Annotated in this window: 10 protein-coding genes; 4 read left to right on the top strand and 6 right to left on the bottom strand. The window is 60.0% G+C overall.

Annotated features, from left to right (window positions below; translation table 11 throughout):
- Window positions 1-45: 45 nt before the first annotated feature.
- The 5 genes from HB376_RS11780 to HB376_RS11760 form a co-directional block, all read right to left on the bottom strand.
- A complete protein-coding gene (locus HB376_RS11780) occupies window positions 46-1,011 on the bottom strand; it encodes a sterol desaturase family protein (RefSeq protein WP_213763823.1) in 966 nt (321 codons plus the stop codon).
- 8 nt (window positions 1,012-1,019) lie between these two features.
- Entirely contained in the window at window positions 1,020-2,036 is a 1,017-nt protein-coding gene (locus HB376_RS11775) for a YncE family protein (RefSeq protein ID WP_255631284.1), read from the bottom strand.
- Between the two features lie 531 nt (window positions 2,037-2,567).
- Window positions 2,568-3,176 (bottom strand): hypothetical protein, encoded by a 609-nt coding sequence (locus HB376_RS11770; RefSeq protein ID WP_213763822.1) that lies wholly within the window; start codon window positions 3,174-3,176, stop codon window positions 2,568-2,570.
- A gap of 366 nt (window positions 3,177-3,542) precedes the next feature.
- Window positions 3,543-4,007 (bottom strand): hypothetical protein, encoded by a 465-nt coding sequence (locus HB376_RS11765; protein WP_213763821.1) that lies wholly within the window; start codon window positions 4,005-4,007, stop codon window positions 3,543-3,545.
- A 45-nt stretch (window positions 4,008-4,052) separates the two neighbouring features.
- Window positions 4,053-4,505 carry a zinc-finger-containing protein gene (locus HB376_RS11760; RefSeq protein ID WP_213763820.1) on the bottom strand — a complete coding sequence of 151 codons (453 nt, stop codon included), beginning with the start codon at window positions 4,503-4,505 and terminating at the stop codon, window positions 4,053-4,055.
- A 392-nt stretch (window positions 4,506-4,897) separates the two neighbouring features.
- On the opposite strand from HB376_RS11760, the gene xdhA reads away from it, so the two are divergent.
- Genes xdhA through xdhC form a run of 3 tightly spaced genes read left to right on the top strand, consistent with a single transcriptional unit; the run spans window position 4,898 to window position 9,407 of the window.
- Complete coding sequence (gene xdhA / locus HB376_RS11755; protein ID WP_213763819.1) at window positions 4,898-6,403, top strand: xanthine dehydrogenase small subunit; 1,506 nt, start codon at window positions 4,898-4,900, stop codon at window positions 6,401-6,403.
- A 27-nt stretch (window positions 6,404-6,430) separates the two neighbouring features.
- Window positions 6,431-8,815, top strand: coding sequence for a xanthine dehydrogenase molybdopterin binding subunit (gene xdhB / locus HB376_RS11750; protein WP_213763818.1), 2,385 nt, complete (start codon window positions 6,431-6,433; stop codon window positions 8,813-8,815).
- A gap of 13 nt (window positions 8,816-8,828) precedes the next feature.
- Entirely contained in the window at window positions 8,829-9,407 is a 579-nt protein-coding gene (xdhC, locus tag HB376_RS11745; protein ID WP_255631283.1) for a xanthine dehydrogenase accessory protein XdhC, read from the top strand.
- Window positions 9,408-9,496: 89 nt separating this feature from the next.
- Here xdhC and HB376_RS11740 read toward each other — a convergent pair whose 3' ends face one another.
- Window positions 9,497-10,726 carry a lipase family protein gene (locus tag HB376_RS11740; protein WP_213763817.1) on the bottom strand — a complete coding sequence of 410 codons (1,230 nt, stop codon included), beginning with the start codon at window positions 10,724-10,726 and terminating at the stop codon, window positions 9,497-9,499.
- Between the two features lie 410 nt (window positions 10,727-11,136).
- On the opposite strand from HB376_RS11740, the gene HB376_RS11735 reads away from it, so the two are divergent.
- Window positions 11,137-12,354 carry an acyl-CoA dehydrogenase family protein gene (locus HB376_RS11735; protein ID WP_213763816.1) on the top strand — a complete coding sequence of 406 codons (1,218 nt, stop codon included), beginning with the start codon at window positions 11,137-11,139 and terminating at the stop codon, window positions 12,352-12,354.
- The last annotated feature ends 97 nt before the right edge of the window (window positions 12,355-12,451 follow it).

The raw sequence follows: 12,451 nt of genomic DNA, 5'->3' as shown, positions 1-12,451 counted from the left end.
TCGGTTATCAGATGCCGGGCTGCGCACGCGGCCGTGCCAACGCCGTCAAGAACTGCGGCGCGCCTTTTTCGATGGCTGCCGGATTTCATCGAGGAAAAACTGCAAACCGCCCAGTTGCTGAGCGAAGTAACCGCCGCTTGCCATCGACTCAGGCGCGCGCCGGTCTCCGGTGGGGGGATACTCCGCCGAGAAGTCGGCCGTGCGAAACACGATGTCCCAGATCGGGAAAACAGCGCCGTAATTGCAGGAGTTACGGCCAGCCGCACGCAGTCCATGATGCAGGCGGTGAAAGCGCGGCGAGACAAGCAGCCTGTCACCAAGCCAGCCAAAGGACATGCGGATATTGGCGTGACTCAGGCTTTCGACGAAGCGCATGAACAGGAACAGCAGCGGAAATTGCAGCGGCGGAATGCCGATCGCCAGACCGACCACGCCAAACCAGATTGCCGCAACAAGGTCGTCCAGCAGGTGGTTGCGGTCGTCGGACCAGAAGCTCATCTGCCGTTGCGCGTGATGCAGCGCATGCAATGCGTACCAGCCGCGCCATGAGTGCGACAGGCGGTGACGCCAGTAGTCCGCGCAGTCGAGAATCAGCGCGTATGCGAAGAACGTGATGATCGGGTGTCCGAGCAGCGCCGGTACGACAGTCTCCAGCGTTGGCGGGATATAGCCGTGGTCGACCACGAATCCGTTGACCCACACCTGCACCTGATAGAACAGCAGGAAGCTGACGACCGGCAATACACCGACGCGATTGAGCACCGTATAGAACGCGTCTGTCATCACCGTTTTTCGATCTTTCCAGTGCTCGATCGGAAAAAGTGCTTCCAGCGGCCAGCACACGGCATAGGTGACGACGACAGCGAACATCCCATACACGCACACGAGTACCCAGTCGAAAGACAGCTCTTCCCACTGCATCCAGCCGAAGTGATACAGCAGCGGCAGGACGAGGTACTGATCGATCTCGCCGGCCAAAGCGTTGAACAACCTGTCGAGGAATATCAGCATGGCGTTCTTTACAAAGCTTCCGCGGTGATTGGACCCTTACGGCTCAATTCTGAACTAAGGAAAATGCCATGCGGCGAGCGTCCCACATCGATAGTCTCGTAAGCGCCGCTTTTTGGGTCCAGCACCGCGACCTGTTCACGAAAGCGCAACGTAACCCATAGCTTGCCATCCGGTGCGATGCCAATGTCGTCCGGGCCGCCGGCGTGGAACGGATACGTGCGTTGTATCGCAAAGGTGGTGGGGTCGAGGGCGACCAGGGAGCCGCCGATACGGTTGGACACGTAGAGCGTGCTGCCGTCCGGCGAGAGGAAGATATTGTGCGGACCAATTCCCGTCTTGACTCGTCGCAGCACGTCACCCGTAACCGGATCGACCTCCGCCACGTGATCGCTACCCATGACGCAGACAAGCACCTTGCCGTTATGCCACAGCACGCCGGCCGGGGTTGAACCCACCTTCGACTTCCACCGTATCGCCATGGTGGTCAGGTCGAACGAGACAAGTGTTCCCGACCCTTGCATGGAATTGAAGCTCCACCGCGAGTCCGGCGAGAAATCCAGATGGCTCGGCATGGAGCCGGGTGAGAAACGCTTGGCGAGGCTCAGGTCGTCAGCGTGATAAACATCGACATAATCGAGTCGAAGCGCGTTAACGACGAGGTAACGATGATCCGGCGTAAAGCCAAGTTGGTAAGGATCGGCAATGACCTTGTGACCGAGCGCGGTACCGGTATGCGGATCGACAATGAATAACGCATTGCCGCTTGCATCAGCTATATAGAGTTTGTTGCGGTCCTGCGAAAGTGCCCAGTGACTCGGCTCGCGCAGCGTGGGTAAGGTACGAACCACTTTGTGCGACACCATGTCGATGACCGAGACACTGGCTTCGCCAGAATTCATCACGATGGCTAGCGAGGATGTGGCGGCGTTAGCGATTTCAGACCGGAGCGCCATAAATGGCGACAGACTCAGGCTTAAGGGAACGGCGAGGCCGCGGCCAAGCACTGCGCGACGCGAAAGCTTCATGGGTGTATGCATTTCGGAAATCAGCTTTCTATTTGACGAAGAAGGGGTGCGGCGAACTCAGGAGGAATCATGTACGCAGGAAGATCGGCAAACTAACGACACCCCAGATACTTTCAGTTCCGTAATCGGACTCGTGGGTTCAGACGAATGATGCGTGATTGTCGCATTTTTGCTTGAAACCATACTGCGCCGAATTATGTTTCTGACGCGGCCTTCGTTCGCGGTCGTCGTTCGGTGGGCGACCGTTCAAACCAGCAGGTAACGGGGCGCTTGCGTAAGATCAAGCGATGAAATATGTAAGGTGCCTTATCAAGGTCATGGTCTTGCCGTCAGCAATCAATCGGTTGCCGCCGTACGTTATTCATCGTCGGTTTAATTTGGCATGCGAATCAAAAATTCGGAACAATGCGGTTGTGCGTTTCGATATGGTGAGGGCGGAGTGAACGGCAACCGGTGAGAATATACGGAAAACAGGTCCTTACAGGCTGTAGGAGTCCGCACACGGCATGATCACCAACAACAAACATAGACCTACGCCGAGCCGCCCACGGCGAGTCCCCTTCCTCTGTTTCCAGAACGGTGCGGAGTTTGAGTCACGTGCGAAGGAGCAGCGGGGGCTCTTTCGTTGCGGACTTTATGGCGCTGTTCCCATGCCGTGTATCGGCTGAGTGCTGCGTCGAACTCGATCAGGTAGTCGTGATCCTTGACCGCGCCCAATTCGTTTTCTTCGCGCAATTCAACTGCCATCAGCCATGCGCGTCGCCCGAATTCAGCGCAATGCCCTTTGATGTAGGCGGCGAACTCGTCAACATTCGAGCATCGGTCATTCGACTGGATCCGCTCGGCGTTATGCGTTTGATCGGCGCTGAAGGCCCGAAGGTACGATGCCTTTCCGGCGTCGAGATCGCGCCACTGGATGTCATTGGAAAACGCAAAAGGCGGTATCTCTATGTCGCCCAACTGCACATGCCGCTGCTCTGACAGGTCTCTGCGTTCTGCGCGATCGATGGTCACCTGACAGCGGTGGGCAAACTCTTCGAGGACGATGGCCGTAGCCAATGCGGTATGACGACCGGCATGGACACGCTCGGTGGCGCTGCGCGCTGAGTTGCGCTTGCGAGCAACCGCATTGCAAGCCACGTTGACGACCGCGCTGAAAACTCCAGCGCCTAAGGCGACGGCTAACCAAGGCGACATAGTGCTCTCGCTAGATTTGACCGGCGCGTCTTCTGCCGATCTTCACAGATGCCAATGCACAACAAGACGACTCTCCGCAGGCGGTGCAAGTCCGGTCACATCGGGAGCAGCCGGATCAATTTAATCATTTTGCTATGACCCATGTCACTTTATTTCACGAATGACGCATGCAGTGTTGTGAAGTTTTGACACCGTGGAAACCCGCTCGTGCGGACAAGGCAATTGGCTTATGGGTGGCGCGGCGAATCCGGTAGGCAGCTTCAAGGGAAATTCGGAGCGAGTCCAGGAAGGCCAGACAGATTTTTCCGTTCACGCCCTCTTTAGTTTTGGCATCGGGTCCGCTTCGCCAGCTTTAAGGCGCTCAAGCCGCTCGCTGGCCGCGGCGAGTACGCCCAATGGGGCGTTGTGGAGTTGCGCATCGTGCACGCACACGATGCCGGCGAGCTGCTCACAGCTTGCGTCGTCCAGTTTCCAGACGCCCGTGGCCTGGCCTTGCGCAAACGCGGCGTTAATCGCTATCTCGCCCTGCAGCCACGCCTCGCGGGTGATGTGCCCGTATCCCGCCTCGGCGACGTACGCCGTCAGGATCAGGACTTCTGCAAGGGATTGGGTTCCGGCCATCCATCCGGTGCCGTCGCGCAGCGCCTGCAGTGCGCAATGAGCGTGCAATGAAAGTGTGTCCGCCTCCGCCCTGGGCATCGGAAGAAGCTGCATTTTGGACAAGCGGACACGCGTTGCTTGCGCGCTGCGGTTAAACGGTAGGGTACGGGCCATGGAGTTGTCAGGAGAGTTGTCCACAGGTTAACGTACAGGTCGTGGTTATTCTGAAGGGGTGGCAGTCCGGCGATTTTGTTCGAATTCTTCGATTACGCCGACAGCCGCCTTGCATTGCTCAAGGTCCAGCAAATTGATGTTGCAGGCTTTCGGCTCTATCTTCAGTTCCCCCGCCAGCCACTTATAGCCCTTTGATCTTGCCTCGAAGATGCTCACGCCGTCGCGCCTGGCCTTTGCCTCAGCCATGGGTTCCAGCGCGGCGTGGAGTTTCGCTTTCCATTCCCGCAATTCGGCATTCGCCAGCCGGCCGAGCGGGAGGTTGCGAGTACTGCGTGCGAATATCCCGATCCAGGCCTCGCACGGTGCGCATAGCCATAGCGGCCCGTGTCCGTCCTGATAGGGGTAAGCCGCCTCTCCGGGCCGCACAAGCGTCGCCTTTGCGCCGCAATAGTCGCAATTCGGATGAGGCAGAGCTTGAACCGGACGGCCGACTCGCATGATTTAAAGGTTGCCAGAGAAAACAGGGAATATAGCAAAAGCGGTGGTTGCCCATGACGGCATGGGCGGCAAGGTGGCCGGAATGTCGACGACAGCGCCCAAATGCGTCCCTGGATTCATCACGACAGCTTTGCCGATCGGGCGAACCGCGAGATCCCGACGGCTTCCGTCGACCAGAAAGACGCATCGATATACCCCCAACCCTCCGTACAGCCCGTGACTTATCGCCGCAGCGATATGACGCGCATATCTCCCCCGCTATGGGTTCCAAATATTGACAGTGATACTTTTCGAACCGTTACTGCGTCGGCGGTCAGGCCAGCCGGAAAAAAGCCGCGGGACGCTACACCTACCTGCAGAGCAATAACGCAAACCAACGCGAGCATCGAGACATGAGCCAGCCCATCCGCTTTTACCACCGCAACGCGATCCGCGAAGTCAGCGACGCAGCCGTCACGCGCACCGTCCTCCAGTACCTGCGCGAAGACGCGCTCTGCACTGGAACGAAAGAAGGCTGCGCCGAAGGCGATTGCGGCGCGTGCACGGTCGTTCTCGGCGAACGAGACGAAGCGGGCGGTGTCAGGTTCAAAGCGGTCAACGCGTGCATTCAGTTTCTGCCAACGCTCGACGGCAAAGCGCTATTCACCGTCGAAGACCTGCGTCAGCCCGACGGTTCGCTGCATCCGGTGCAGCAAGCGATGGTCGAATGCCACGGTTCCCAGTGCGGCTTCTGCACGCCCGGTTTCGTGATGTCGATGTGGTCGTTGTACGAAAAGCACGGCCACGAGCATTCGTGCGCGCACAAAACCGTACCGTCACGCGCCGATATATCCGACGCGTTGACCGGCAACCTGTGCCGCTGTACCGGCTACCGGCCTATCGTCGATGCAGCGGTACGGATGTTCGAAGTCCCCGCGCCCAAAGCGCCGGTCAATCTCGCCGCGTTGTCCCGCACGCTCGCTACGCTCGAACGCGAAGACATGTTCCGCTACGAACATGCGGGCCAGCGCTTCGACGCGCCGCGTACCGTCGATGAACTCGCGCGTATCAAGGCCGCGAAACCATCGACGCGCATTCTCTCCGGCAGCACCGACATCGGCCTGTGGGTCACGAAACTGATGCGCGATCTGGGCGATATCGTCTACGTCGGGCGAATCGGCGCACTGCAGAAGATCGAAACGTCGAATGACTGGATCGAAATTGGCGCGGGTGTCACCGTGGAGCGGGCCTACGAAGAACTCGCGAAGCACTATCCCGAACTGAAGGAAATGTGGAAGCGCTTCGCGTCGCTGCCGATCCGCAACGCCGGCACGCTCGGCGGCAACATCGCGAACGGTTCACCGATTGGCGACTCCATGCCGGGCCTGATCGCACTCGGCGCACACGTGATCGTTCGCGGAAACGACATCGAGCGCGAGATGCCGCTCGAAGACCTGTACCTTGCGTATCAGAAGAAGGACATGGCCGAGCACGAATTTGTCCTCGGGTTGAAAGTGCCGACGCGCACCGGCGTGCGCGTGAATCTGCAGTTCCGCACCTATAAGTTGTCGAAGCGTTTCGACTCGGATATCTCGGCGGTATGCGCGGCGCTCTCTTTTATTGCCGACGGCAACACGATTCGCGATCCACGCATCGCGTTCGGCGGAATGGCCGCAACGCCCAAGCGCGCGACGCATGTAGAAGCCGTGCTGCGCGATGCCGACTGGCACGAAGCCACCGCGCAGGCAGCCATGCTCGCGCTCGCGAAGGACTACGCGCCGCTGTCCGACATGCGCGCGTCGAGCGACTACCGGCTCGAAGCCGCGAAGAACACGTTGCATCGATTCTGGCTCGAGACACGTCCGAATAATCCGTTGCCGAAAGCGGCGCTCGACGTACGCGCAGTGACGGCTTCCTGAACCTCAAAGGACACGGAGAACAACAGAATGAATCAGCAAGCCGAACCGTTCCTGAAGGACATGAAGGAAGCAAAGGATCTCCTCGAAGCAGACTTCGCGCAGGTCCACGTTTCGCGTCCGCACGAATCCGCGCATCTGCACGTCAGCGGCCGAGCGAGCTACACCGACGACATACCGGTGGTCGCCGGCACGCTGCACGCGGCCCTGGGTTTGTCGGCGAAGGCGCATGCAAGGATCGTATCGATGTCGTTCGACGCCGTGCGGGCGACGCCTGGCGTGGTCGCCGTCCTCACTGCCGAGGACATCCCCGGCGCGAATGATGTCGGTCCCATCATCCACGGTGACGACCCCATTCTCGCCGATGGCATCGTGCAGTTCGTCGGTCAGCCGATGTTCATTGTCGTCGCGATGTCGCACGACATCGCCCGCCGCGCCGCGCGCCGGGCGGAGGTCGTGTATGAAGAGTTGCCGGCGATCCTCACGGCGCAACAGGCGCGCGCGGCCAACGCGCACGTGCTGCCCCCAATGAAGCTCGCGCGTGGCGACGCCAGTGCGAAGATCGCATGGGCCGCGCATCGGGAAACCGGTGAAATGCTGCTCGGCGGCCAGGAACAGTTTTACCTGGAAGGTCAGATTTCGTACGCAGTGCCGAAGGACGACGATGGCATGCACGTGTGGTGCTCCACGCAGCATCCGTCGGAAATGCAGCACATGGTCGCGCACATGCTCAACGTCGCGTCGCACAACGTGCTGGTCGAATGCAGGCGGATGGGTGGCGGATTTGGCGGCAAGGAGTCGCAATCGGGACTGTTCGCGTGCTGCGCGGCGCTTGCCGCATGGAAGCTTCTGTGCCCCGTGAAACTGCGTCCGGATCGCGACGACGACATGATGGTCACCGGCAAGCGGCACGATTTTCACTACACGTACGAAGTCGGCTATGACGACAGCGGCCTGATCGATGGCGTGACCGTCGACATGACGTCGCGTTGCGGTTTTTCGGCCGACCTTTCGGGCCCGGTGATGACCCGCGCGCTGTGCCATTTCGACAATGCGTACTGGCTGCCGCATGTGTCTATCGACGGGTTTTGCGGCAAGACCAACACGCAGTCGAACACGGCGTTTCGCGGCTTTGGCGGACCGCAGGGCGCGTTTGCGATCGAATACATTGTCGACAACATCGCGCGTTCGGTGGGGCTCGATTCGCTCGATGTGCGCCGCCGAAATTTGTACGGCAAGGCCGAGCACAACGTGACGCCGTACGGGCAGGCGGTCGAAGACAACGTGATCCACGAATTGCTCGACGAGCTCGAAGCGACCAGCAATTACCGCGCTCGCCGCGAGGCTGTGCGCGAATTCAACGCGAACAACGATGTGCTGAAAAAGGGGCTCGCGCTGACGCCGGTGAAGTTCGGCATTGCGTTCAACGTGACTCACTTCAACCAGGCCGGTGCGCTGGTGCACATTTATACCGACGGCTCGGTGCTCGTGAATCACGGCGGCACGGAGATGGGCCAGGGGCTCAATACGAAGGTCGCGCAGGTAGTCGCGCATGAGCTCGGCATCCGTTTCAACCGTGTCCGGGTCACAGCGACCGACACGAGCAAGGTCGCGAACACGTCGGCGACCGCGGCGTCGACCGGCAGCGATCTGAACGGCAAGGCGGCGCAGGACGCCGCCCGGCAATTGCGCGAACGGCTTGCCGCGCTGGCCGCTGAACACTATGGCGAGGGGCAGGTCGATGCGCACGACGTGCGTTTTGTCGACGACCGGATTGTGGTCGGCGACAAGGCGATCCCTTTCGACGAAGTGATCATGCAGGCGTACCGCGCGCGGGTGCAGTTGTGGTCCGATGGTTTCTACAAGACTCCTAAGCTCTACTGGGACCAGGCGAAGATGCAGGGTCGGCCGTTCTCTTACTACTCTTATGGCGCGGCGGTTTCCGAAGTCGTGATCGACACGCTGACCGGCGAAATGCGCGTGCTGCGCGCTGACGCATTGCACGACGTGGGCGCGTCGCTCAATCCGGCTTTGGATGTGGGGCAGGTCGAAGGCGGTTTCATCCAGGGAATGGGCTGGCTGACGACCGAGGAACTGTGGTGGAACGCGGGCGGCAAGCTGATGACCCATGCGCCATCGACCTACAAGATCCCGACTGTCAATGATTGCCCGCCTGTGTTCGACGTCCGGTTGTTCAAGAACCGCAATGCGGAGGACAGCATTCATCGGTCGAAGGCTGTCGGCGAACCGCCCTTGTTGCTGCCGTTTTCAGTGTTCTTCGCGATCCGCGATGCAGTGGCGAGTGTAGGCAATAACACCGTGAATCCGCCGCTGAATGCACCCGCGACCAGCGAAGAAATCTTGAAAGCAGTGGGCGCCGTTCGCGCTGCAGTGGCTGCGGCTGCAGCTCGTTGATTCGAGGCTTGCTATGGAAATGCTCCAGGAATCTGTTGTTATCGGACGTCGTCGCGGGTTGTCGACGCCACCGGCTTCGCCGCCGACGCATATCGTCCTGTTTGGCGCGGGGCACGTCGGGCATGCACTCGTTACCTTGCTGGGCATGCTGCCTTGCGTGGTCCAGTGGGTCGATGCACGCGACGAACTTTTTCCCGACGAAGTGCCCGGCAACGTGCAGATCGAAGCGACTGATACGCCGGATGCGATTGTCGATTCGGCGCCGGCCGGCGCCTGCTTTCTGGTGATGACGCATGACCACTCGCTGGATTTTTCGTTAGCGTTCCGAATCATGCGGCGAAACGATTTCGCTTACTTCGGCATGATTGGATCGAAGACGAAACGCGTGAAATTCGAGCGGCGATTGGTTGACAGGGGTGTGGACCCCGGGCGATTGACGGAGATGACCTGTCCGATCGGCGTGGAGGGGATCGTCGATAAGGCGCCCGCTTCCATTGCTGTCGCGGTTTGTGCGCAGTTGATGCAGGTCAGGGCTTTGTCGCAGTATGGCGCTCGGCTATGCCTGGGACGCGAAGACGAACGGCTTTGTTGACGAAGCAAGGCCTGTGAACAGGCATCCGTGGTGACGCTGGAAAGCCATCATCGGTTAGCGATAGGGCCTCCCTCCAGGAATGAATCCCGCTAAAGCTTGGGTAAGGATTCGCAATTGCCGATAATATGCTCGCCCGCAAATGCCCTTGCGACAAACTGCGTGGAATCGGGACGCGAGCCGTTGACGGTTCCGGAATGGTCAAGCCCCGGATATACATGCCATTCGATTCTGTCGCCAACCTCGCATGCGTTGGTGACGAGCGCGACCTGGCCGGGCACAAACACATCGCGATCCTTTCCGCCCGTTCCGATAAAGATCGGGATGTCCGACTTCAGCGTCGGGTACGCCGCTTCGCGGTTGATCGCAGCGAGCGCCGGCTTCGGCGAGCGCTTGAAGCTGCTGTCGAACGTGAGCCCGTCTGCCACGATCCTCTGCTCAATTGCGTGCAAGCATGCTCGCTGACTGGTTTCGAACGCCGGCATCGCGCGGTCGTTCAGGTAGTCGGCGGGTACGAACGACGGATCGAGCAGCGTTGCGGTGCTGAGTCGCAGCATATCGTACGCGAAGGTCGGGACAACTGACTTGCGTGCGTTCGCCAGCTCCGTGTCATCCGCGTGCTCATGGGCCGCCGCGTACGGCGTGCCGGTCGCTACCACGCCGACAATGTTCAGCTCGGGCGCATAGGTCTTTGCATAGACGGCCGTCGCGAACGCGGCGCGACCACCTTGCGACTGCCCGAATACAACCACCCGCGCCGACAGGTCGAAGCCGCCACCGATAACCGCGCGGATGCTGTCGAGCACGCCGTACGCGAGAGGGCGTGTGAGCCCGTACGGATGCAGGCCGGGTGTACCTAGACCTTGATAGTCCGTCGCGACGATTGCGTATCCCTGCGCGAGCCAGTAATCCAGGTAGCGCGTGTCACGTTCGCTGCGGCCAGCAAACGACGGCGCACACACGTCGGCGCTGCCGACAGTGCCGTGCGCCCACGCCATCAGTGGCCAGCCGCCTTGCGGCGGCGTCCCCTTCGGCACAAACAGCACACCGGATACGACAACCGGGGTGCGGTTGTCGAGACCATCGGTTGACGTGTACAGGATCCGGATATTCTGGCCGGCTTCGGTGAGGCTTTGCTGCGGCGTCAACTGCCCGGTGCGCAGCATTTGCCCGGGCGTTGGCGGCACTTGCTCCGTCCAGGTGTAGAACGCGGGGACACCGCCGTCGCCTATGACGGGCAGCGGCGCAGCAACTACCGCCGATGTGCCGATGGCGGTCGCGATGGCCAGCATGAATAGTCGTCTGAACTTTGCACTGAACATCAGATAGTTTCCTTTGTTTTGAGGACACGTCGGCCGACTGAGAATTCACCTGGAGATCGAGGAAGGCGATACCCGTGGTCGATTTTATTTTAAGGGTCGCTCAGTCAATGAGTGTCGGGAAATACCCCAAAGGCGTTCAGCGTCGACGGCATCAAGGGCGTAAGGCGCGACACCTCCATCTAAATTGGCCGGACGCTGGGTGACTGCGGGCGATTCGGCGCAATCCTCGATCACGCTGGTCTTCACAGAACAATGCATATGCAAAGCTGAAATCGATAGAGCGACGCAGTGAACCGACGACTACATTATTGCGCTGTCACAGTGCGATCCACTCTCGGGATAACAGTTCAGGTGACGCCTTGCCGACTGCGCGTTGTAAGCCCGGTAAGTTACCAGAAGGATTAAAAACTATGAATGCACCCTCTGAAGTCCCCGCAACGTCGCGACTGCATGCCGCGTTAGCCGCACTGCCGGCGTTGGCACATGAAATAGGCGAGGACGCGGCAGCGCGCGAGGCAAGGCGCGAATTGCCGTTCGATGGTTTCGCGCTGTTTCGCAAGTCCGGCCTGGGCTTGCTGAGACTCCCGGTCGAATGGGGCGGACTGGGCGGCTCGCTGGAAGACCTCTTTCATGTAATCGCGACCCTTGCTGCCGAGGAATCGAACGTAGCCCATGCGTTGCGCATCCATTTCGACCTGACCGAGTCGCTGCTTCTGTCGCCGCGTTCAGCGTTCAACGACACGCAGATCCAGCGCTTGCTGGAGGGAGCAATATTTGGGGGCGCTTCAACCGAGCGCGGCACATCGAGGCCGGGTGAAATCGGCACGATATTACGACGCGACGGCGAGAACTACCGCGTGACAGGGAAGAAATACTACTCGACCGGAACGGCATTTTCCGACTATGCGCGCATCAACGTGCAGGATGAAACCGGCAACACCGTGGTTGCCGTCGTTCCTGTGACTCGAGAGGGCATCCAGATACTGGATGACTGGGACGGCATGGGTCAGCGGATGACCGCCAGTGGCAGTCTGGTTCTCGACAACGTGCAGGTCTTCGCGAGCGAAGTCGCGCCGCGCGGCAATGCGACCCTGGCAGGGCGGCATGGCGGGGCACTGCGGCAACTCCACTTGGTCGCGGTTGCCGCCGGCATAGTCCGCAACGTTCTTGCAGATGCTGAAAACTACGTGCTCAAGCATGGACGGCCGGTGCTTCATAGTCCGGCGGCATCGGCGCGCGAGGATCATTTCATTCAACAGGTGGTGGGCGATCTTGCGGCGCACAGTCATGCGATCGATGCGTTGGTGCAGCAGAATGCGCGCGTACTGGACCGGTCGGCGAACGCCATTCGCGCTCAGGCTGACGATGCCGAAGCATGGGTGTTGGAGGGCGCGCTGGCTACGGCCAAGACACAGTTGGTGGTGAGCAAGCTGGCGTTGCATGCGGGAGAACGTTTGTTCGAGGCGGGCGGCGCGTCCGCCACGTCGCGCGTGCACAATTTCGATCGTCACTGGCGCAACCTGCGCACGATTTTCAGCCACAACCCGTTGTTGCACAAGGCGCGGGTAATCGGCGGTTATCAATTGAACGGCGATACCACGCATCTGACCGAAGGCCGCGTGTTCTAGAGGTTTCGGGGTGTGAGAAACGCCGTCGGTTCACTTGCATCGGCCTGCAGTGGTTCGAGTTATCGATTTATTCACAACGACTCCGCTCCAATGGAGC

This window comes from Caballeronia sp. dw_19, from assembly GCF_018449515.1.
In the GTDB taxonomy this organism is placed as follows: Bacteria; Pseudomonadota; Gammaproteobacteria; order Burkholderiales; family Burkholderiaceae; genus Caballeronia.
The sequence above is the reverse complement of the archived record's forward strand: the minus strand, read 5'-3'. Positions and strand labels throughout refer to the sequence as shown.